This is a genomic window from bacterium, assembly GCA_026129405.1.
In the GTDB taxonomy this organism is placed as follows: Bacteria; Desulfobacterota; Binatia; order DP-6; family DP-6; genus JAHCID01.
Map to the genome: position 1 here is coordinate 97,031 of JAHCID010000007.1, position 20,731 is coordinate 117,761.

General features: G+C 73.1%; 23 protein-coding genes. 13 read left to right on the forward strand and 10 right to left on the reverse strand.

Features of this window, described 5'->3' with window-relative positions:
* Positions 1 to 9 precede the first annotated feature (9 nt).
* From KIT14_20855 to KIT14_20880, 6 genes are read left to right on the forward strand one after another with little or no spacing between them, the layout of a single operon-like run.
* On the forward strand, positions 10 to 1,458 hold the full coding sequence (locus KIT14_20855; GenBank protein ID MCW5892972.1) for an amidase: 1,449 nt from the start codon (positions 10 to 12) through the stop codon (positions 1,456 to 1,458).
* 16 nt (positions 1,459 to 1,474) lie between these two features.
* Complete coding sequence (locus tag KIT14_20860) at positions 1,475 to 2,185, forward strand: dienelactone hydrolase family protein (protein MCW5892973.1); 711 nt, start codon at positions 1,475 to 1,477, stop codon at positions 2,183 to 2,185.
* Complete coding sequence (locus tag KIT14_20865) at positions 2,178 to 3,023, forward strand: alpha/beta fold hydrolase (protein MCW5892974.1); 846 nt, start codon at positions 2,178 to 2,180, stop codon at positions 3,021 to 3,023. Before KIT14_20860 ends, KIT14_20865 begins: the two co-directional genes overlap by 8 nt.
* Positions 3,020 to 3,322, forward strand: coding sequence for a Smr/MutS family protein (locus KIT14_20870; GenBank protein ID MCW5892975.1), 303 nt, complete (start codon positions 3,020 to 3,022; stop codon positions 3,320 to 3,322). Before KIT14_20865 ends, KIT14_20870 begins: the two co-directional genes overlap by 4 nt.
* A gap of 47 nt (positions 3,323 to 3,369) precedes the next feature.
* Positions 3,370 to 3,573 carry a TOBE domain-containing protein gene (locus KIT14_20875; protein MCW5892976.1) on the forward strand — a complete coding sequence of 68 codons (204 nt, stop codon included), beginning with the start codon at positions 3,370 to 3,372 and terminating at the stop codon, positions 3,571 to 3,573.
* Positions 3,574 to 3,581: 8 nt separating this feature from the next.
* Positions 3,582 to 3,971: a pyridoxamine 5'-phosphate oxidase family protein gene (locus tag KIT14_20880; protein ID MCW5892977.1), complete on the forward strand. Its 390-nt coding sequence runs from the start codon at positions 3,582 to 3,584 to the stop codon at positions 3,969 to 3,971.
* A gap of 13 nt (positions 3,972 to 3,984) precedes the next feature.
* Here the strand turns inward: KIT14_20880 and KIT14_20885 are convergent, their stop codons facing one another.
* From KIT14_20885 to KIT14_20915, 7 genes are all read right to left on the reverse strand, one after another.
* A complete protein-coding gene (locus tag KIT14_20885) occupies positions 3,985 to 5,460 on the reverse strand; it encodes a hypothetical protein (protein ID MCW5892978.1) in 1,476 nt (491 codons plus the stop codon).
* A 279-nt stretch (positions 5,461 to 5,739) separates the two neighbouring features.
* Positions 5,740 to 6,063: a hypothetical protein gene (locus KIT14_20890; protein ID MCW5892979.1), complete on the reverse strand. Its 324-nt coding sequence runs from the start codon at positions 6,061 to 6,063 to the stop codon at positions 5,740 to 5,742.
* Positions 6,064 to 6,119: 56 nt separating this feature from the next.
* Positions 6,120 to 6,941 (reverse strand): enoyl-CoA hydratase/isomerase family protein, encoded by an 822-nt coding sequence (locus tag KIT14_20895; protein MCW5892980.1) that lies wholly within the window; start codon positions 6,939 to 6,941, stop codon positions 6,120 to 6,122.
* A complete protein-coding gene (locus KIT14_20900; protein ID MCW5892981.1) occupies positions 6,938 to 7,414 on the reverse strand; it encodes a pyridoxamine 5'-phosphate oxidase family protein in 477 nt (158 codons plus the stop codon). Before KIT14_20900 ends, KIT14_20895 begins: the two co-directional genes overlap by 4 nt.
* Positions 7,411 to 8,841 (reverse strand): aldehyde dehydrogenase family protein, encoded by a 1,431-nt coding sequence (locus KIT14_20905; protein ID MCW5892982.1) that lies wholly within the window; start codon positions 8,839 to 8,841, stop codon positions 7,411 to 7,413. Before KIT14_20905 ends, KIT14_20900 begins: the two co-directional genes overlap by 4 nt.
* A gap of 126 nt (positions 8,842 to 8,967) precedes the next feature.
* Positions 8,968 to 9,942 (reverse strand): hypothetical protein, encoded by a 975-nt coding sequence (locus tag KIT14_20910; protein MCW5892983.1) that lies wholly within the window; start codon positions 9,940 to 9,942, stop codon positions 8,968 to 8,970.
* The gene (locus KIT14_20915) at positions 9,943 to 10,848 is read right to left on the reverse strand and encodes an SMP-30/gluconolactonase/LRE family protein (GenBank protein MCW5892984.1); all 906 of its coding nucleotides are present in this window, start codon (positions 10,846 to 10,848) and stop codon (positions 9,943 to 9,945) included.
* Positions 10,849 to 11,027: 179 nt separating this feature from the next.
* Here KIT14_20915 and KIT14_20920 point away from each other — a divergent pair, with 179 nt between their 5' ends.
* The 3 genes from KIT14_20920 to KIT14_20930 are packed head-to-tail and all read left to right on the forward strand — an operon-like array spanning position 11,028 to position 14,734.
* Positions 11,028 to 11,312 (forward strand): hypothetical protein, encoded by a 285-nt coding sequence (locus KIT14_20920; protein ID MCW5892985.1) that lies wholly within the window; start codon positions 11,028 to 11,030, stop codon positions 11,310 to 11,312.
* Positions 11,313 to 11,355: 43 nt separating this feature from the next.
* Positions 11,356 to 13,935, forward strand: coding sequence for a magnesium-translocating P-type ATPase (gene mgtA / locus KIT14_20925; protein MCW5892986.1), 2,580 nt, complete (start codon positions 11,356 to 11,358; stop codon positions 13,933 to 13,935).
* A gap of 7 nt (positions 13,936 to 13,942) precedes the next feature.
* Positions 13,943 to 14,734, forward strand: a complete 792-nt coding sequence (locus KIT14_20930) for a shikimate dehydrogenase (GenBank protein ID MCW5892987.1) — start codon at positions 13,943 to 13,945, stop codon at positions 14,732 to 14,734.
* A gap of 23 nt (positions 14,735 to 14,757) precedes the next feature.
* On the opposite strand, the gene KIT14_20935 is transcribed toward KIT14_20930, so the two are convergent.
* The 3 genes from KIT14_20935 to KIT14_20945 form a co-directional block, all read right to left on the reverse strand.
* The gene (locus KIT14_20935) at positions 14,758 to 15,228 is read right to left on the reverse strand and encodes an MAPEG family protein (GenBank protein ID MCW5892988.1); all 471 of its coding nucleotides are present in this window, start codon (positions 15,226 to 15,228) and stop codon (positions 14,758 to 14,760) included.
* Between the two features lie 22 nt (positions 15,229 to 15,250).
* On the reverse strand, positions 15,251 to 16,432 hold the full coding sequence (locus KIT14_20940) for an adenylate/guanylate cyclase domain-containing protein (protein MCW5892989.1): 1,182 nt from the start codon (positions 16,430 to 16,432) through the stop codon (positions 15,251 to 15,253).
* A gap of 125 nt (positions 16,433 to 16,557) precedes the next feature.
* The gene (locus KIT14_20945) at positions 16,558 to 17,772 is read right to left on the reverse strand and encodes an aminotransferase class I/II-fold pyridoxal phosphate-dependent enzyme (protein ID MCW5892990.1); all 1,215 of its coding nucleotides are present in this window, start codon (positions 17,770 to 17,772) and stop codon (positions 16,558 to 16,560) included.
* A 116-nt stretch (positions 17,773 to 17,888) separates the two neighbouring features.
* On the opposite strand from KIT14_20945, the gene KIT14_20950 reads away from it, so the two are divergent.
* From KIT14_20950 to KIT14_20965, 4 genes are all read left to right on the forward strand, one after another.
* Positions 17,889 to 18,632 carry a L,D-transpeptidase gene (locus KIT14_20950; GenBank protein ID MCW5892991.1) on the forward strand — a complete coding sequence of 248 codons (744 nt, stop codon included), beginning with the start codon at positions 17,889 to 17,891 and terminating at the stop codon, positions 18,630 to 18,632.
* Positions 18,633 to 18,745: 113 nt separating this feature from the next.
* On the forward strand, positions 18,746 to 19,888 hold the full coding sequence (locus KIT14_20955; protein MCW5892992.1) for an acyltransferase family protein: 1,143 nt from the start codon (positions 18,746 to 18,748) through the stop codon (positions 19,886 to 19,888).
* A gap of 113 nt (positions 19,889 to 20,001) precedes the next feature.
* Positions 20,002 to 20,220, forward strand: coding sequence for a hypothetical protein (locus KIT14_20960; protein MCW5892993.1), 219 nt, complete (start codon positions 20,002 to 20,004; stop codon positions 20,218 to 20,220).
* Positions 20,217 to 20,678 carry a nucleotidyltransferase gene (locus KIT14_20965; GenBank protein ID MCW5892994.1) on the forward strand — a complete coding sequence of 154 codons (462 nt, stop codon included), beginning with the start codon at positions 20,217 to 20,219 and terminating at the stop codon, positions 20,676 to 20,678. The genes KIT14_20960 and KIT14_20965 overlap by 4 nt, the downstream gene beginning before the upstream one ends.
* The last annotated feature ends 53 nt before the right edge of the window (positions 20,679 to 20,731 follow it).

Here is a 20,731-nt window from a genome sequence, read left to right on the forward strand (position 1 = left end):
GGTTCCCCGATGCCCGACGCCCTCGCCCGCCTGGACGCCACCGCGCAGGCCGAGATCGTGCGCCGCGGGGAAGCCTCCCCGCGCGACCTGGTCGACGCCGCCATTGCCCGCATCGAGCGCCTGAATCCGCAGCTGAACGCGGTGATCCATCCGCGCTTCGAGGCCGCCCGCGCCGAGGCCGACCGCCTCGCGCACGGCAGCGACGCCCCGTTCCACGGCGTGCCGCTGCTGGTGAAGGACTTCCTCTGCCACCTGGAGGGCGAGCCGATCCACCTCGGCACGCGCTTCCTCCGCGACGCGGGCTTCGTCGCTCCGCACGACGCGTATCTCACCCGCAAGCTGAAGGCCGCCGGCTTCGTCGTCCTCGGCCGCACCAACACGCCCGAGCTGGGCACGCTGCCGACGACCGAGCCCGACGCCTACGGCGCCACGCACAACCCCTGGAAGCTCGGGCACTCGACCGGCGGCTCCAGCGGCGGCTCGGCGGCGAGCGTCGCCGCCGGCTTCACGCCGGTCGCGCACGCGAACGACGGCGGCGGCTCGATCCGCATCCCGGCCAGCGCCTGCGGCGTCGTCGGGTTGAAGCCCTCGCGCGGGCGCACGTCGCTCGGGCCGGACGTCGGCGACGGCATGGGTGGGCTCGTCGCCGAGGGCGTCGTCTCGCGCTCGGTGCGTGACACCGCGTCCGTGCTCGACGCGATCGCCGGTGCCATGCCCGGCGACCCCTACACCGCGCCGCCGCCGCTGCGTCCGTATCGGCTCGAGCCCGGGGCGTGGCCGGGACGGCTGCGCGTCGGCATGCTCACGCGGCCGCCGTGCAACATCGGCACGGTGCATCCCGAGGCCCGGCGCGCCGTCGCGCAGGCGGCGCGTCTCCTCGCCGACGCCGGCCACACCGTCGAGGAGAGCCACCCCGACGCGCTCGACGAGATGCCGATGCCGCAGCACTTCAGCGTGATGTACTGCACCAGCACGGCGCGCCTGCTCGACGCCTTCGGCGAGCTGCTCGGGCGCACGCTCGGCCCGGACGACGTCGATCCGCTCAACTGGGCCATGGCCGAGACCGGCCGCGCGATGTCGGCGCCGATGTACCTCGCCACCGTCGACTGGCTCCAGGGCTGGACGCGGCGCATGGCCACGTGGTGGACGTCGGGCTTCGACCTCCTGCTCACGCCCACGCTGCCCGAGCCGCCGCCGGCGCACGGCACCTTCGCGCCCGCCGCCGACAACCCGCTCGTCGCCGGCGCGCGGGCGCAGATGTACGCGGCGTTCACCTCGCCCTTCAATCTGTCCGGCCAGCCGGCGATCTCGCTGCCGCTGCACTGGACCGACGACGGCCTCCCGCTCGGCGTGCAGCTGGTCGGTGCCTACGGCCGCGAAGACCTGCTGCTGCGCGTGGCCGGCCAGCTCGAGGCGGCCGCGCCGTGGGCCGACCGCTGGCCGGCGCTCGTCGCGTGAGCGCCGGCGGCAGCGCATGAGCGACGCGGCGTCCTCGTCGTACCAGCGCCCGCTCGATCGGCTGCGTGTCCTCGCCAAGCAGGACGTGCTGGTGACCCCGCGCCTGCGCCACGTCGAGGCCTATACGCTCGAAGGCCTGCTGACGTTCCTGTGGCACGGCGACCCGGGCGCCGAGCGCGTGATCCTCGCGTGCGGCGGCGCGATGGGCGGGCTCCTCGGCCCGGCGACGGGGCTGTACCACGAGCTGGGCGAGCACTTCGCCGACCAGGGCGTCGGCACGGTGCGGGTCGGCTACCGCCGCCCGAACGACCTCGTGGCCTGCGTCGACGACGTCTGCGCCGCCGCCGATCTCGCGCACCGCAACGGCGGGCGCCGCTTCGTCGTCATGGGCCACTCGTTCGGCGGCGCGGTGGCGATCAACGCCGGCATCCGCCTGCGCCCGATGCTCTCGGGCATCGTGACCTTCGCGACCCAGTCCGCCGGCTGCGAGCGCGCCGCCGCGCTCGGCGACCGCCCGCTCCTCCTCTTCCACGGCGACCGCGACGAGCTGCTGCCGCCGATGGCGAGCGAGGCGGTGCGCGCGCTCGCGGGCAGCGGGGAGATCGTCCTCCTCCCCGGCGCCGGCCATCTCCTCACCGAGGCCGGGGAGGCGATGCGCGCGCGCCTCCGGACCTGGATCCCCGAGCAGTTCGCGCGCCCGCTCCCGGAGCCGAAGCCCGATGCCTGAGCCTCGCCCCGTCACCTTCGACACCGGTCCCGTCGTCCTCACCGGCGACGCCTACGGGAACCCCGCGCATCGGCCGGTCCTGCTGCTGCACGGCGGCGGCCAGACCCGTCACGCCTGGGGCGGCACCGCCGCGACGCTCGCCGACGCGGGCTTCCACGCCGTCTCGCTCGACCTGCGCGGCCACGGCGACTCCGGCTGGGCACCCGACGCCGACTACCGCGTCGACGCCTTCGCCGACGATCTCTGCGCCGTCGCGGCGCAGCTCGGCCGCAAGCCGGCGGTCGTCGGCGCGTCGCTCGGCGGCCTCGCGCTGCTGGTCGCGATGGGCGAGCGTCCCGACCCGCCCGCGGCCGCGGTCGTCCTCGTCGACATCGCCGCGCGCGCCGATCAGGTCGGCATCGGGCGCATCATCGCGTTCATGACGGGCGCGCCCGACGGCTTCGCCACGCTCGAGGACGCGGCCGACGCGGTCGCGGCCTACACGCCGCACCGCCCGCGGCCGTCGCAGCTCGACGGCCTGCGCAAGAACCTGCGCCAGGGCGCCGACGGCCGCTGGCGCTGGCACTGGGACCCGCAGTTCATCCGCGGCGACCGCCCGCCGAACGCGACCCAGAACCCCGAGCGGCTCGAAGCCTGCGCGCGGACGCTGCGCGTCCCCACCCTGCTGGTGCGCGGGCGCATGAGCGACGTCGTCAGCGAGGACGGTGCGGCGCACTTCCTCGAGGTCGTGCCGCATGCGCGCTACGCCGACGTCGCCGGCGCCGGGCACATGGTCGCGGGCGACCGCAACGACGCCTTCACCCGTGCGGTCGTCGGGTTCCTGCGCGCGCTGCCATGAGCGAGGACGAGCCGGAGCCGGTCGACGACCCCGTCGTCGTGCCGATCGAAGACGCGCTCGACCTGCACCCCTTCGCGCCGCGCGACGTTCCGGACGTCGTCGCCGACTACCTCGACGCCGCGCACGCCGCCGGCTTCGCCGAGGTGCGCCTCATCCACGGCAAGGGCATCGGGGTCCAGCGCCGTCGTGTGCAGGCGGTGCTCGCGTCGCACCCGCTCGTCGTCCGCTTCGCCGACGCGCCGCCCGAGCGCGGCGGCCTCGGCGCGACGCAGGTATGGCTGCGTCGGGAGGCCACGTAGTTTGTACGGGCGCGCGTCCCTGGCTACTCCGGACCCCGGAGGTGCGCATGGAGATCAGCGCGCGCAATCAGCTGAAGGGCCGCATCACGGGGATCACGCCCGGAGCGGTCATGAGCGAGGTCGTCGTCGACGTCGGCGGACAGGAGGTCGTCGCGATGATCTCCAAGAAATCCGTCGAACGGATGCGGCTCCAGGTCGGCGACAGCGTCGTCGCCATCGTGAAGGCCACCGAGGTCATGATCGGGAAGTAGGAGCACCGATGAGCATTCCGGTTCCGCTCGACGACCTGCGCGCCGCCATCGCCGAGCGCGGCGCGACGGCCTACCTCCTCACCGTCTCCGACGACGGCTCGCCGCACGCCGTGCACACCGCGCTCGCCTGGGAGGGCGACCGACTCGTCGCCGAGGTCGGGAAGCGCACGGCGGCGAACGCCGCCGCGCGGCCGCAGGTATCGCTCCTCTACCCGGTGCGGCGCGGGGGAGACTACAGCCTCATCGTCGACGGCACGGCGAGCGTCGACGCGAGGCGCGTCTTCGTGGTTGCGCGGCACGCCGTCCTGCACCGCGCCGCACCGGCGGCATCACCCGCGGCGCCGGCGTGCGGCGCGGACTGCGTGTCGCTCCTCGACGCCGAGAAGCGGGAACGCTAGAGCGCGGTGCGGGTCAGTACTGGATCTGAAACTGGAACAGCAGCACGTCCTCGTGGTCGCGGAGGTCGCCCCCGAAGTCGATCGCGTTCGCGAACGTGGTGTGCTCCCAGTCGGCCTGGAGCTTGAAGTTCTTGTTGAAGTACCAGTTCGCGCCGAGCCCGAGCTCGGTGGCGCGCGTCGTCGACTGCGAGCGCTTCGCGAAGCCGCGGCGGAAGAGGCCCGGGTCGACGTCGACGATGCTGCCGCGGCCGGCGAGCTCGAACGCGCCCCACGCGCCGTTCAGCGGATCGAACGGGCTCTTCGGAACGACGCCCTTGTACGACGCCGCCTCGCCCGTCAGCACCCACGACGCCTGGGCGAACCAGCCCTGGTTCGCGAACGAGCCGTCCTCGATCGTGGTGCCGGCGTCGCCGGTCGTCGTCTTCCGCACCGCCTGCCTCGAGTAGATGTACTCGCCCATCAGACCGAACTGTCCCCAGTACCAGTAGCCCTGGGGGTCGAGCCGGTAGTTCACGCCGTTCGCCGCGAACGACGTGTCGCTCGAGGCCGCGTAGCGGAAGAACGTCGAGCGCCCCGGCGTGCGGTAGCGCACGGCCGAGAGGTCGTCGCCCTCCTTCTGGCTGCCGTACGTCGCCGCGAAGCCGGCCATCGCGCCCTCGAGCGGCGTCACGCCGGAGCCGCGGAACGGCGCCACCAGGGCGCGGAAGACGCCCTCGTTGTCGGAGGTGCTGTTGCCGTTGGTCGAGAGCCCGTCGGGAACGCCGTCGTAGACGCCCGCCTGCCACACGAAGATGCCGTCGCCGACGTCGCCCGCGAGGCGGAAGCCGACGTCGCGGTTGGGCGAGAGGTTGTTGGCGATCGAGCGGTCGGGGAAGAGCAGATCGGCGCCCGACTGGAGGCGCTCGAGGCTCATCGGCACCTTGTCCTTGCCGCCCCGCAGGCTGACCCAGGGCTTCAGGTACGTGATCTCGAAGTACGCGTCCTGGAGCGACGGGTCGCCCGAGTCGAACGACGGCATCAGCTTGAAGTCGAACCAGCGGTAGACGGTGCCCTCGATGACGGGGCGGACGCGCCGCATGAAGACGCTGTCGGTGCCGGTGTCGCCGTTCTCGAGCACGAAGTTGCGCGCCTGGGTCTGCATGTAGCCGCGCAGCTTCATCCTGAAGTCGCCGTTCGGGGACTGGAGGTAGAAGCCGTCGCTCCACCCGGCGAGCGGCTTCTGCTTCGCCAGCTTGTCGTCGACGATCGCTTCGACCGCAGGCTGGTCGAGCGGCCGGGCCGTCGCCGCGGGCGGAGCGACCGCAGGGGCAGCGGGCGGGGGTGCGGCGGCAGGCCCGGCGGACGGCGGCGCCGGGGGCAGGCGATCGAGGCCGTGGGCGCGGATGATCTCCTCGAGCCGCCGGATGCGCTCCTCCAGCTCGGCGCGGGTGGGCTCACGCGCGGACGCCGTGCGCGCGGCACCCACGAGCGCCGCCACGAGCAGCAGCATCGAGCTCGCGACGCGCCGGCGAACGTGCCCAGACCGAGCGTCCCTCCGGTCCTTCCGGTCGGTTCGCGACGTCCCCATCTCCGCCTTCTCCTCTCGCTCGGGCGTCGGTGCTCGAGCGCCAGTATCACTCCCGGATACGGCGTTCCAGGAGTTCGCGGAGCTCGCGGTCGCGGGCACGAGACTCGCGGGCGGTATGCGCGCCTTCGTGCCGGGCCGCTGCTCGGACACGCGCGCGGAGCGCATGCCCGAGCGGCCCGATCGAAATCGACGCCGACCGCGTCAGCGGCGATGATAGCCGCCGCCCCGGTAGTAGCCGCCGCGGTAGTAGCGGGGACCGCCGTAGTAGCGCGGCCCCCAGTAGGGTCGGCCGTAGTAGCCCCCGACGTAGCCGCCGTAGCCGTAGACCACCGGGGGCGCATAGTAGGCCGGCGGGCCGTAGTAGACCGGCGGCGGGGCGACGATGACGGGGGGCGCGACCACGACCGGCGGGAGGATCGGGAAGCCGAACCCGAACGAGAAATTCACACCCGCGCTGGCGCTCCGCGGTACGAGCGCGGCGGCGAGCACCAGCGCGGCACCGAGCAGCATGACCTTCCGCAACATGATCGAACCCTCCTCGTCCACCAGCAACACGCGGAGGTGCGGATGGTTGCGTGCGCTCACACGAGCAGGCGCAGCAGCCCCGACATGTCGCGCTCGACCTCGCGCGTCTGCCCGCCCAGCTCGAGGAAGCGGGCCATGCGACGGCGGGCCTCGGGCGTCGCCAGCGTGTGATTGAAGGCGTCGGCCTCCTCGAGCAGGCCCTCGCGCGTCGGCAGCTCGGCGGCATTCACGGCCGCCTTGGCGAGCGCGATGGCGTCCGCCGGGAACGACGCGATACGCAGCGCGAGATCCTCGACGAAGCCGTCCAGCTCCTCGGGGGGCAGCGCGCGGTTGAGCCAGCCCCAGCGCTCGGCCAGGTCGGCGGGCACGTCGGCGCAGCCGAGGATCGCCTCGAGCGCCCGCGCGCACCCGACGAGCCGCGGCAGGCGCTGCGTACCGCTGCCGCCCGGGATGATGCCGAGCGCGACCTCGGGCTGCGCGAGGATCGTCTTCCCGAGCGCGCCGAAGCGCATGTCGAGCGACAGCAGCAGCTCGCTGCCGCCGCCGCGGGCGATGCCGGCGACCTTGCCGATGGTCGCTTTCGGCATGGTGCGAAAGCGGTCGACCAGGGTGTGGAAGAAGCCCAGCTCGGTGGGCTTCGGCGGCGGCTCCTGCGGCAGCGTCTGGATCAGCGCGACGTCGGCGTGGGCGATGAAGAACTCGGGGTCGGCGCTCTCGAGGACGATCACGCGCACCGCGGGGTCCGCTTCGAGCGCCGCACCGGCCTCCATGAGGTCGCGCATCAGCACGGCGTCGAACAGGTTGATCGGCGGATGGTCGATCGTCACCCACGCGACGCCGCGATCGACGCGCAGGCGCAGCGCCTGGTAGTCGCTCACCGCCGCGGCCTCCACACCTGCGGCTGCACGCCGCGCATCATGTCGGCGAGCGACCACAGCTCGAGACGCCAGGGATCGAGGCGGGCGACGCCGCACTGCGGATCGGCCGGCCCCTCCTTGAAGAACATGCCGGGATCGTAGCCGTGCGGCGGCGGCGCGTCCTTGAAGACGTTCCACACGCGCTGCTTCTCGGCGAGGTCGTCGACCCAGGAGACGGCGCACTCGACGTGCACCTGCTCGTTGGTCTGGTCCCAGTACGTGAACGACGCGAACGGCACGCCGTCGAGGTCGCGGCCCTTCGCCGAGTGCCGGAACGTGATCACCCAGCCGACGCTGCCCTCCCAGTAGGGATGGATCATGCGGCTGCGCGGACGACCCCGCGCGTCGACCGTCGTCATCGGCGCCCAGACGGTGCGCTTCCAGCGACGCGCGAACTCGTCGGCAATCTCGGCGAAGTCGGCGACCTTCCTCATATGCGCATCCAGACGGCCTTGGTCTGCGTGTAGAGCTCGAGCGCCTGCTTGCCGAGCTCGCGGCCGTAGCCGCTCTGCTTGTAGCCGCCGAACGGCGAGACCGCGTCGAAGACGTTGTAGCAGTTGACCCACACCGTGCCCGCGCGGATCGCGCGCGCCACCCGGTGCGCCTTCGAGACGTCGCGCGTCCACACGCCGGCGGCGAGCCCATAGAACGTGTCGTTGCCCTGGAGGACGGCGTCGTTCTCGTCCGTGAACGGGATCACCGAGACCACCGGCCCGAAGATCTCCTCGCGGGCGATGCGCATGTCGTTGCGGACGCCGGTGAACACGGTCGGCTTCACGAAGTAGCCGCCCTCCAGGCCCGGCCCCGTGTTGCGCTCGCCGCCGGTGAGCGCCGTCGCGCCCTCCCGCTTGCCGACGTCGAGGTAGCCGGTGACGCGCTCGAGCTGCTCCTGGCTGACGAGGGGTCCGACCTGCGTGCCGGGCGCCAGGCCCGGGCCCTGCTTCATGCCGCCGGCGGCCTTCGCGAGCGCGTCGGCGAAGTCGTCGTGCACCTTCGCCTCGACGAAGAGCCGCGTGCCGGCGCAGCAGACCTGGCCCTGGTTGAAGAAGACGCCGGTGATGGCGCCCTTCACCGCCGCCTCCACGTCGGCGTCGGCGAAGACGATGTTCGGCGACTTGCCGCCGAGCTCGAGCGACACGCGCTTCAGCGTGCCGGCGGTCTCGCGGTGGATCTCCTTGCCGACCTCCGTCGAGCCGGTGAAGGCGATCTTGTCGACGAGCGGATGGCGGACCAGCGCCGCGCCCGCCGTCTCGCCGAAGCCGGGCACGATGTTGACGACCCCCTCGGGGATGCCGGCCTCGAGCAGCAGCTCGCCGAGGCGCAGCGCCGTGAGCGGCGTCTGCTCGGCGGGCTTCAAGACCACGGTGTTGCCGCAGGCGAGCGCCGGGCCGAGCTTCCACGCCGCCATCAGCAGCGGGAAGTTCCAGGGGATGATCTGCCCGCAGACGCCGACCGGCTCGCGCAGCGTGAAGTTGAAGAAGTCGAGGTCGGAGGGATTCGTGTCGCCGGTGATCTTGTTCACCCAGCCAGCGTAGTAGCGGAACACGGTCGCTGCCTGCGGCACGTCGACGTTCGTCGTCTCGAAGAGGCTCTTGCCGTTGTCGAGCGTCTCGAGCTGCGCCAGCTCGCCCGCGTGCTGCTCGATCAGGTCGGCCACACGCAGCAGCAGCCGCTCGCGCTCGTGCGGACCGAGCCGCGTCCAGGTGCCGGCGTCGAAGGCGCGGCGCGCCGCCTTCACGGCACGGTCGATGTCTTCCGCGTCGCCCTCGGCGACGCGGGCGAGCGTCTTGCCGGTGGCGGGGTCGGGGGTCTCGAAGGTCTTGCCCGACGCGGCGTCGACCCACCTCCCGTCGATCAGCATCTTGCGGGCGGTCGCGCCGACGAAGCGGGCGACCTCGGGCTCCAGCTGCGCTGCGGCTCCCATGACGACACCTCCTGCGAGCGATGGGCGTGCTCGCGCCGACCTAACACCGGTCGCGAAGAACGGTCAACGCAGCAGGGACGCGCACGCCGACGTGGCGCGCGCGACCAACGCGCGCACCGCGTCGCGCGTCGCGGGCACGGCGTCGACGTCGCCCACCCAGCGGCGCTCGACGCAGATCGCGCGCTCGCCCGGTGCGAGCGTCGCGAGCGGCCCGTGCACCTCGAGCTCGAAGTAGGGATGCGTCACCGCACAGAACACCTCGGCCGCGCACCCGTGTCCCCAGCGGCGCGCCGGATCCGGGACGACGGCCTTCACGTGCGCTATGTGGACGTCGCCCAGCCGCTGCACGCCGAGCACCCAGCCCTCGTCGGCGTCGGCGCCGTACTTGCACCAGCGCGGCGTCGCGCAGTCGATCGCGACGACGTCGCCGAGCGGGCGCAGCACCGTCGCGCGCAGGCCCTCCGAGTCGCCCTCGGCCGCATACGCCTTGACGCCGTCGGCGAACGCCGAGCCCGCCGTGCGCCGCGGCAGGAACGCGACGCCGGGAGCGGCGAGCTGCTGCACGTCCCAGGCGCCCCAGGTCGCGGGGGCGCGCCCGGCGTTCTCGAGCACGTGGGTCACGGTGAAGACGCCATCGGCATCGCCGAGCGCGACGACGCGCGTGATCCGCATCCCGGTCTCGCGGCAGACCGGACTCGTCATCGCCACCGCGCCCGCGCCCGACGGCGTCGCGGTCCAGACGCCGGCGTCGAGGTCGAGGAACGCGACCGCATCGGGCCAGCGCTCCTGCGGCGCCAGCCACGTCTTGTCGCCGCCCCAGTGGACGAAGCCGACCCGGCGGCGCAGCGCCGAGAGATCGGCAGCCGCGCCGACGTCGAGCCGCGCGCCGCGGTGCGCCGGATGGACCCAGGCGAGCTCGCGCTCGCGCCAGCGTAGGCTCATGATCCGCCCGCCGACCTGCGGCACGAGGCCGAGCGCGAGCGGGCCGCGCCGGAGCCACAGGCCGCCCCAGCCGTGGACGTCGCCGCGGGCGCCCACTCAGTACGCCAGGCGCAGGCCGGGGCGCGGCCACTCGAGCGCGATCAGCCGACCCGTACCGGAGCAGGTGACGTACGCGGTGCGCAGATCGGGCCCGCCGAAGCAGACGTTCGTCGTCAGCGGATCGCCGGTCGGCACGTGCTCCAGGATCGTGCCGTCGGGTGCGATCACGGTGATGCCGCCGTTCACGAGCGTGGCGACGCAGACGTTGCCGGCGCCGTCGACCGCCAGCGAGTCGAGCAGCTGGAACCCCGGCAGGCCCGCGAGCAGCGCGGCGCCGCCGGGCGCGAACGGCATGGCGGCCGCGAGCTCGCCCGGCCCGACCACCTCCCACTGCCAGACGCGTCCCGTGAACGTCTCGGCGACGTAGAGCGTCTTCCCGTCGGGCGACAGACCGACGCCGTTCGGAGCCTCGAGCGGGAACACCACCTCGCGGATGCTGCTGCCGTCGGGCAGCGCGTAGAAGAGCCCGGTGCGGTCGCGCTCGCGCTCGCGCCCCTTGCCGTGGTCGGTGAACCAGAAGCCGCCCCGATCGTCGAACACGATGTCGTTCGGCCCGCGCAGCGGCCGGCCGTCGCAGGCGACGTAGAGATCGGTGACGCGTCCCGTCGCCGGCTCGACGCGCTGGATGCGTCCGCCGATGTAGTCGGGCGGCTGGTTGCCGGGGACGACGATGCCGGCGATGTCGTGCCACTCGAAGCCGCCGTTGTTGCAGACGTACACCGCACCGTCGGGACCGATGGCCGCCCCGTTCGGGCCGCCGCCGCACTCCGCGACGACGTGTACCGTTCCGTCCGTCGCGACCCGCGACAGCGTGCCGCGGCGGATCTCCACCACGAGGACGCTGCCGTCCGCCATGGCGATGGGGCCTTCGGGAAACTGGAGCCCGGACGCGATCTGGCGCATGGCGCCGGCTAGCACGGGGCGCGCGCGGCGCACCAGCAGGCGCCGCCGCCGGCTGGCAACGCGATTGCAACGGAAGCGATGGCCGCGCCGCGCGGACGTCCGCCCGGCGTGCCTTCCCCCGCGTGCGGACGACACGTTCGCGCCGTCGCGGCATCCGATCGACGACAAGGAGGTTCCCCATGACCCGCGCGATTCTGCTCTTTGCCGCGGCGCTCGCCGCAGCACCGCTCAGCGCTGCCGTCGCCTGCGAGCGCGTGGGCAGCCAGCTGAAGTGCGACTGGAGCGGCCTGCCGGTGACGCTCGGCACGCAGACCGACGCCAACGCCAACGTCGAGACCCGCGCCCAGGGATTCGCCGGCGCCATCCCGCGCAAGCAAATCGACCAGTCCGGCCTCTTCGTCCAGCGCTGGACGAACGACCCGTCGACCTGCAAGCGCTGGGGCAACGAGACCTACTGCTACTGAGCCCGGACGCCGCGCGGCTTGCACCGCGGCGCGGCACCGGGCACTGCGGGCGCACGCACGATGGCGGCGCCCGCGCCCTTCTGGTCCGAGGCCGGCCGACGCGCTCCTGGCGCGCCTCGGCACGCGCGCGACCGGGCTCGCGGCCGCCGAGGCCGCGGAGCGTCTCGCGGCGGCGGCGGCGCGGCGCCCGCCACGCGACGAGCGCGGCATCGGCGCCCTCTTCGCCGAGCAGCTGCGCAGCCCGATCGTCCTGCTCCTCCTCGGCGCCGCCGTGCTCTCGTTCGGCCTCGGCGACGCGCAGGACGGCACCATCATCCTGGTGATCGTCTTCGCGAGCGCGGGGCTCGGCGTGTGGCAGGAGCACGACGCGGCCGACGCCGTCCGCAGCCTCATGGCCACCGTACGCACGACCGCGAGCGTGCTGCGCGACGGCAGGGCCGAGGAGATCCCGATCGGCGATCTCGTCGTGGGCGACGTCGTGACCCTCTCGGCGGGCGACGCCGTCCCCGGCGACGCACGCCTGCTGGCGGCGCGCGACCTCCACGTCGTCGAGGCGGCGCTCACGGGCGAGACGTTTCCGGTCGAGAAGGAGCCCGCCGTGCTCGCGCCGGACCTGCCGCTCGCGCGGCGCACGAACGCGCTCTTCCTCGGCACCCACGTCGCCAGCGGCACGGGCACCGCGGTCGTCGTCGCCACCGGGCCCGACACGGAGTTCGGCGCCATCTCCGATCGGCTGCGCCTGCGCCCGCCGGAGACCGAGTTCGAGCGCGGCCTCCGCCGCTTCGGCGCGCTGCTCGCCCAGGTGACGCTGCTCCTGGTGGGCGGGATCTTCGCGGTCAACGTCGGCCTCCAGCGACCCTGGCTGGAATCGCTGCTCTTCGCGCTCGCGCTCGCCGTGGGCCTGACGCCGCAGCTCCTGCCCGCGATCGTGAGCGTCAACCTGGCGGCAGGCGCCAAGCGCCTCGCGCGCAAGAAGGTCATCACCAAGCGGCTCACCGCGATCGAGAACCTCGGCAGCGTCGACGTCCTGTGCAGCGACAAGACCGGCACGCTCACCGAAGGCTGCGTCCGCCTCGACGCCGCGATCGCCCCCGACGGCACGCCGAGCGCCCGGACGCTGCGCTACGCGGCGCTGAACGCGCTCCACCAGACCGGCTTCCGCAACCCGATCGACGAGGCCGTGCGCGCCGCCGCGCCGCCCGACCTCGAGGACTGGCGCAAGCTCGACGACCTCCCCTACGACTTCGTGCGCAAGCGCCTCAGCGTGCTGCTCGACGGCCCCGAGGGCCGCCTCCTTCTGACCAAGGGCGCCGTGCGCGCCGTCCTCGACGTCTGCACGCAGTGCGAGGACGCCGCCGGCCGCGCCTGCACCCTGGACGTCTTGCGCGACGACATCGACGCGCGCGTCGCCGCGCTCGCCGCCGAGGGCCTGCGCACGCTCGCGGTGGCGGTGCGCGCCATGCCCGGCGACGCCCGCGTGGGGCGCGACGACGAGGCGGCCATGACGTTCGTCGGCCTCCTCACCTTTGCCGACCCGCCGCGCGAGGGCGTCGCCGCCACCCTCGCCGAGCTCGGCACCCTGGGCGTGCGCCTGTGCGTCATCACCGGCGACGACCGCCGCATCGCCACCACCGTCGCCCGCCAGGTCGGCCTGCCGGTGCCGCGCCTGCTGACGGGCCCCGAGCTGCGCGACACCAGCGAGGACGCCCTCGTGCGCCGGGTCGACGAGGTCGACGTCTTCGCGGAGATCGAGCCCAACCAGAAGGAGCGCGTGATCCGCGCCTTCCAGAAGGCGGGCCACGTCGTCGGCTACCTCGGCGACGGCATCAACGACGCCCCCGCGCTGCACGCCGCCGACGTCGGCATGTCCGTCGAGGGCGCCGTCGACGTGGCGCGCGACGCCGCCGACCTCGTGCTCCTCGACCGCGACCCCGCCGTGCTGCTCGACGGCGTCCGCGAGGGCCGGCGCACCTTCGCCAACACGCTCAAGTACGTCTTCATGGCGACGAGCGCGAACTTCGGCAACATGTTCAGCATGGCGGGCGCGTCGCTCTTCCTGCCGTTCCTGCCGCTCCTGCCGAAGCAGATCCTGCTGACCAACCTGCTCACCGACCTGCCCGAGATGGCGATCGCCACCGACCGCGTCGACGACGAGTGGGTGGCGCACCCCCGGCGCTTCGACGTGACCTTCATCCGCGACTTCATGATCGTCTTCGGCGTGCTGAGCTCGGTGTTCGACTATCTCACCTTCGCGGTTCTCCTGTTCGTCCTCGACGCCGGACCCGAGGAGTTCCGCACCGGCTGGTTCGTCGAGTCGGTGCTCTCGGCGACGCTGATCGTGCTGGTCATCCGGACGCGGCGCGCCGCCTGGCGCAGCCCGCCCGGCCGCGCGCTCACGGTCGCGACCGTCGGCGTGGGCATGGTCACCGTCGCGATCCCGTGGACGCCGCTCGCTGCCCCGCTCGGGCTCGTGCCTCTGCCCGCGAGCTTCTTCCCGGCCCTGGCGGTGGTGGTCGCGCTCTACGTCGGCTCGGCGGAGATCGCGAAGCGACGCTTCTGGGCCCGCCCGGCCCGGCGCACGCCGGGCGCGGCCGTGGCGCCGGCGCCGCCCGGGCGGGCATGACCCGCCCGTGACGATCACCGGCACGACCCGCGTCCTCGCCATCCTCGGCGATCCCATCGCCCATGCACGCGCTCCCCGCCTGGTGAACGACGCGCTGGCCGCACGCGGCGACGACGCCGTGATGGTCCCGATCCAGGTCGCGGCGGACGGGCTCGCCCGGGTCGTCGACGGGCTGCGCGCGATGCAGAGCTTCGCGGGCGGCGTCGTCACGATGCCGCACAAGGAGGCGATCGTCGCCCTGCTGGACGACGTCTCCGCCGAGGCGCGTCAGGTCGGCGCCTGCAACACGATCCGCCGCACCGCCGACGGCCGCCTCGTGGGCACGATGTTCGACGGCGAGGGCTTCGTCGCAGGGCTCGCCGCGTCGGGCCACGCCGTACGCGGCCGGCGCGTATTCCTATGCGGCGCCGGCGGCGCGGCGGCGGCGATCGCGTTCGCGATGGGGCGCCACGGCGCCACGCGGCTGACCCTCTACAACCGGACCACGGCGCGCGCCGCGGCGTTGGCCGACCACGTCCGCGCCGCGTGGCCCGCGCTCGCCGTCGCCCTCGGCGGGCCCGACCCGTCCGGCCACGACCTCGTCGTCAACGCCACCGCGCTCGGCATGCGCCCCGGCGACGCCGCCCTGCCCTGTGACGTCTCCGGGATGACGCCGGGTACGCTCGCCGCCGACGTCGTCATCCGCCAGCCCACGGCGTTTCTCGCCGCCGCGGCCGCGCGCGGCGCCGTGGTCGTCGGCGGCGAGCCGATGCTGGTCGCACAGATCGGGCTGATCGTCGACTTCGTGCTGGCAGGCTAGCCGTGCGTCCGCCGGGCGATCGCTCAGCGCTGCCGGAGCGCGCCGGCGAGGGCATAGATCGCCATGAAGATCACCAGCAGCGATCCGATCGAGAACAGCGTCGCCCGCAGCTCGTGGCGCTGCCTGGTCGCATAGGCGAGGGTGTGGCCCAGGCGCGCGATCACGAACCCGTACATCGCGACCTGCGCGAGCCACAGCGGCGGCTCGACCGCCACGAAGAGCAGCCCGCACGCCAGGAAGGCCGGGATGCTCTCCAGATCGTTGCGATGGATGCGCCGCGCGCGCTCCACCTCGGCGTTCGGCTCCAGCTGCTCCGGCCGCGGGTTGCGATTCGCCGGGCCGGCGCGAAGGTCCTCGGGGTTGAGCAGCCCGCCGTCGCTGCCGATCATCCGGGCGACCGTCATCCAGCCCTGGCCCATGAGCTTCAGGATCATGAGCGCGGACGCGATGACGTAGGTGACGAACACCGGGTTCTGCATGCTGTAGAGCGACACGGCCCCTCCTTGCGTCACCGCGTCACTCGTCGTCGAGCCCGAAGACCGCTCGCGGCGCCGCGAATCCCGGGAGGGCGAAGTCCCCCACGCGCACGAGGCGCGACGCCGGGAGATGGCGGGCGAACTCCTCGGAGGCAACGATCGTGCGGCCGAGCCCTCCGGACAGCTTCTCGAGGCGCGCGGCGAGATTCACGGCAGGCCCGATGCACGTGAAGTCGAGACGATTCCCGCTCCCGATGTTGCCGTACAGGACCTGGCCCAGGTGCAGCGCCAGCCCGAACCGCGGCCCCTCCTCGACGAGCGCCGGTGCGTCGCCGAAGGCGGCGAGAACCGCCCTGCGAGCCTCGTGCGCGGCGTCGAGCGCGGCCCCGCAGACCTCCCGCACGTCGTCGCCGCCGGGCGCGATGGCGAAGATCGCGAGCAGGCCGTCGCCGACGAACTTCAGCACCTCACCGCCCCGCCCCACGATCCCCGGGACCTGGCAGTCGAAGTAGCGATTGAGGAGATCGATGAGCGCCTGGGGCGGCAGCCGATCGGCGAAGCGCGTGAAATGCCGCATGTCCGACAGCCAGATCGCCGCATCGATGGTGGTCGTCTGGCCTCGCCTGATCTGCCCTGCGAAGACACGCTGCCCAGCGTGGGCGCCGACGTAGGTGTCGAGCAGCGTGCTCGCCGTGTAGCGGAGCGTCTGGTTCTCCACCACCCGCGCCAGCGGGGCGACGATCGCCTGGAGGCCGGCGACCTGCGCGTCGCGGAAGCCTCCCGGCGCCTCGGTCGTGAAGGTCGCGCAGCGCACGGTGCCGTCGGCGAACCGCAGCGGCACGGCGAGATAGTCCGTGGCGCCGGCGGCGCGCAGATCACGCACCACGGCGGAATCGAGCCGACAGCTCGCATCCGCGAGCCGGCGGCGGAGCGCGACGCCGGTATCGATGACGTGCCGGACCGGGCTGTGCCGGAAGTCCTCGGCTTCGAACGCCTCGAACGGCGCGCGATCCACCTCGACGGCCTCGCCGGGCTTCCACAGGAAGCGGATGCCCATGACCTGCGGATGCAGCGTGTGCACGAACAGCGCCGCGCGCGACAACGGCATGCCACAGCCGGCGAGCCGCTCGCACAGCTCGGCCAGCACGCCTTCGGTGTCGGCCGCCGACCGCGCCCCATCGACCAGCCAGTCGACGATCGGCCTCGTGTCACACGGCGTCATGCCGGACTCGCCCGTGAGGGTCCGCGCGGACGTACGCAGAACCGAGGCTCGAGCATGGCCTCGATCTGCCTACCGCGCCGCGCGAGACGGAGGCAAACTCCCGACGCCGGTCGTGGCGAGCGGCCCTACGCCGCCGCCAGCCGCACGCACACGGCCACGACCCGCATCGCCTGATCGATCTCCTCGACGCTCGGGAACGAGGGCGCGAGACGCAGCACCGCGTCGTCGGGGTCCTTGCCGTACGGATGCGTCGCGCCGGCGGGGGTGAGCGCGACGCCCGCGTCCTTCGCCAGATTCACGACCTTCGACGCCGTCCCCTTCGGCACCCACATCGTGACGAAGTAGCCGCCCTCGGGCTTCGTCCAGCGCGCGAGCCCCGAGCCGCCGAGCTCCTCCTCGAGCACCGACAGCACGCGCGCGAACTTGGGCCGCAGGATGGCCGCGTGCTTCTGCATGTGCGCGCGGATGCCGGTCTGGTCGCCGAGGAAGCGGACGTGACGCAGCTGGTTCAGCTTGTCGGGGCCGATGGTCTGGATGGCGAGATGCTTCTTCGCCCACGCCACGTTGGCGTCGCTGGCGGCCATGAAGGCGACGCCGGCGCCGGCGAAGGTGATCTTCGACGTCGAGCCGAAGAGAACGACGCGGTCGGCATTGCCGGCCTCCCGGCACGCCTCGAGGATGCTCGGGATCTCGACCGGCGCGTCGCCGAGGACGTGGACCGCGTAGGCGTCGTCCCAGAAGATGCGGAAGTCCGGCGCCGCGGTCTTCATGCCGGCGAGACGGCGCACCACCTCGGGGGACACCACGGCGCCGGTCGGATTGCTGAAGCGCGGCACGAGCCACATACCGCGTACCGCCGCGTCGGCGGCGACGAGCGCCTCGAGCGCGTCCATGTCGGGGCCGTCGTCGCGCATCGGCACCGTCGTCATCTCGATGCCGAGGCTCTCGCAGACGGCGAAGTGCCGGTCGTATCCCGGCACCGGGCACGCCCAGCGGACCTTCGGCAGCGCGCGCCACGGCGTCTCACCGCCCGGCGGCGCGTGCAGCAGGCACCGCACGACGCCGTCGTACATGAGGTTCAAGCTGGAGCTGCCCCCGACGATGACCTCCGACGGCGCCACGCCGATCATGCCGGCGAAGAGCGCCTTCGCCTCCGGCAGGCCGTCGACGCCGCCGTAGTTGCGGCAGTCGGTGCCGTCGGCGGCGCGGACGTCGCCGGTGACCGTGGTGAGGAGCGCCTGTGCGAGGTCGAGCTGCGCGGCACAGGGCTTGCCGCGGGTCATGTCGAGCTTCAGGCCGAGGGCTTTGAGTTCGTCGTAGCGACGCTGGGGATCGGGCATCGCGGCGCACGATAGCCGACACCGCTCGGCGGAGCGAAGCGTCCGGGGCCCCGCCTGCATGCCTCGCCGCTCGTACGGCATTGCCGGATCCCGGGCCTGCCCATACAAGCCGCCCCGTGCCTCCGGTCCGTCGGCTCGCCTGGCCCGCCCTCCTCTGCCTGCTTGCCGCCACCGGGGCCGCGGCCATGCCGGCGGTGCCCTACCGCTTCGAGCCGCCGCGCACCGCGCTCGCGAAGCGCAGCGCCGCCGAGCTCGCGCTGCTGGAGAAGCTGAACCGCGCCGATCGCGCGCACCTGCCGCGTCTCGACGTCGTCGTCGTGCCGGACGACTTTGCCGACGACGGCCTCACGCACTCGCCGATGCCCGCCGTCTGGCCCGCCGCGCTGCCGTATCCGACCGCGATCGCGGTCGACGTGCCGGGCCAGGTGTTCGGGGCCTACGCCCATGGTGTGCTCGTGCGCTGGGGACCCGTCAGCACCGGACGGCGCGGCAGCCAGACCCCGGCGGGCGACTACCATCTCAACTGGAAGTCGAAGGGCCGCCACAGCACGGTCGACGCGGAGTGGTTCATGCCCTGGTACTTCAACTTCGCGAGCCACGACGGCCTCGCCTTCCACCAGTTCGCACTGCCCGGGCGCCCGGCGAGCCACTCGTGCGTGCGCATGCTCGAGCGCGACGCCCGCTGGCTCTTCGCCTGGGGACACGGGTGGATCCTCGGCCCAGACCGCAAGGTCCTGGCGCACGGCACGCCGGTGGCGATCCTCGGCGCGTACGACTTCGCCGCCCCGCCGCCGTGGCGCTCGGCCGCGTGGCTGTCGCGGCCGGTGACGCTGCCGCTGGCGCTGCCGGCGACGGACTGAACGCCGCGCGCGCCCTGCCACCGGGTCGGCGCCGCCGCCCGGCGGACCGGGACCCGGACCGCCGTGAATTCGCTGCGTCGACACCCTCGATGTCGCATGGCATGGCAGACGGCATGCTTGTAAGCATCCGTGAGACGCAGCCGGCGCCGGCGCGCGAGCGGCTGCTCTACCTCGACAACCTGCGCACGTTCCTCACCGCGCTCGTGATCTGCCACCACGCGGCCATCGCCGCGGGCGCGACCGGCGGCTGGTACTGGGCGCTGCCCGCCCCGCCGGACAGCGAGTCCGCCCTGCTCCTCACCGTCTTCACCGCCGTGAACCAGGCCTTCTTCATGAGCCTCTTCTTCGCGATCTCGGCGTACGTGACGCCCGCCTCGTACGACGCCAAGGGTGCGGCGGCGTTCCTGCGCGACCGCTTCGCGCGGCTCGGCATCCCCCTCGTCGTCTACTTCTTCGTGCTGAATCCGATTCTCTCGTGGCTCATCGTCCGGCTGCGCGACGGCGATGCGGCCGGCCTCGTCGCGTTCGTGAGCCGCGACTACGGCCACCTCGTCGGTCCCGGGCCGCTCTGGTTCGTGCTGGCACTGCTCGTCTTCGGCTCGGCCTACGCGGCCGCACGCGTCGCCTCCGGCCACCCCCGGGAGGTCACGGGGACACACCCGTTCCCGTCGGACCGCACGATCCTCGGCTTCGTCGTCGGCATCGGCCTCACCGCCTTCCTCGTCCGCTTCGTCTTCCCGACCGGCTGGGACGTCCTCGGGCTCCAGCTGGGCTACTTCCCGCTCTACGTCGCCTTCTTCACCTTCGGACTCCGGGCGCACGCGAACCGCTGGCTCGACGGGCTGGACCGCCCGTTCGTCGCGTGCTGGGGACGGCGCGCGCGCTGGGCGATGCCGCTCTTGCTCGCGACGCCGTTCGTCGGCGGCATCGGTCAGGTGAACGGCGGCCCGCACCTGGCGGCGCTGCTCTACGCGATGTGGGAGCCGTGGATCTGCGTCGGCATGAGCGCCTGGCTGCTGGTCCTCTTCCGCGAGCGCTGGGCGACGCAGGGGCGGCTGGCGCGCCGCCTGTCGCGCGGCGCGTACACCGCGTACATCGTCCACCCGTTCTTCGTCGTCGCCGGCACCGCGCTCGTCGCGCTGCTGCCGCCCCAGCCCCTGCTCCGCTTCGTCGTGCTGTGCGCCCTGGCGGTGCCCGCGACCTTCGCGGTCGCCGACGGCATCCGCCGGCTGCCGGGGCTGTCGCGCATCCTGTGACGTCGCACCGGGCGGTGCCGGATACCATCGGCGGCGAAGTAGGCCGCTGGAGCGCGTCGGCGAGGCGGCCAACGCGGTGTGACACCGCGAGCCGAAGCGACTATGCTGACGTGATGTCGAGCGACCGCTCGCGCTGGCCGGTCCGTCGCTACCGCCTCGGGGCAGAGCCCGAGGACGTGCTCGAGACCACGACGCCAGCGCAGCGCATCGCCATGATGTGGCCACTCGCGCGCGAGGCTTGGCTGCTGTCGGGGCGGCCGCTTCCCATCTACGATCGCAGCTCGATCCCGACGCGACTCTACCGTCGTGGCGAGCGCCCACCTGAGGAATGACCTCGCTCGCCGATCTGAACGACGACTTCCGCGACCTGCTGCTCGCGCTGGTCGCCGAGGGCGTCGAGTTCGTGATCGTCGGCGCCTATGCGCTCGCGCTGCACGGCGTGCCGCGATTCACCGGCGATCTGGACGTCTTCGTGCGACCGGGCGAGCAGAATTCCGCCCGGCTGTGGTCGGCGTTGACGCGGTTCGGTGCTCCGCTGCAGGCGGCCGGCATTTCGCCGCGCGACTTCGCGACGCCCGGTCTCGTCTACCAGATCGGTCTTCCGCCCCGTCGCATCGACCTGCTGACCGAGATCAGCGGCGTGACGTTCGACGACGCCTGGGCTACGCGCGAGCCGGCGACGATCGATGGGCATCGCGTCGACTTCATCGGTCGGGATGCCTTGGTGCGGAACAAGCTCGCCGCAGGAAGGCCGAAGGACCTGGCCGACGCCGGACGCTTGAAGCGCTGACCGCCGGCGCGCTGCCGTCGCCCGTGCCGTGGCCGGCGGCGGCGCGCGGCGCG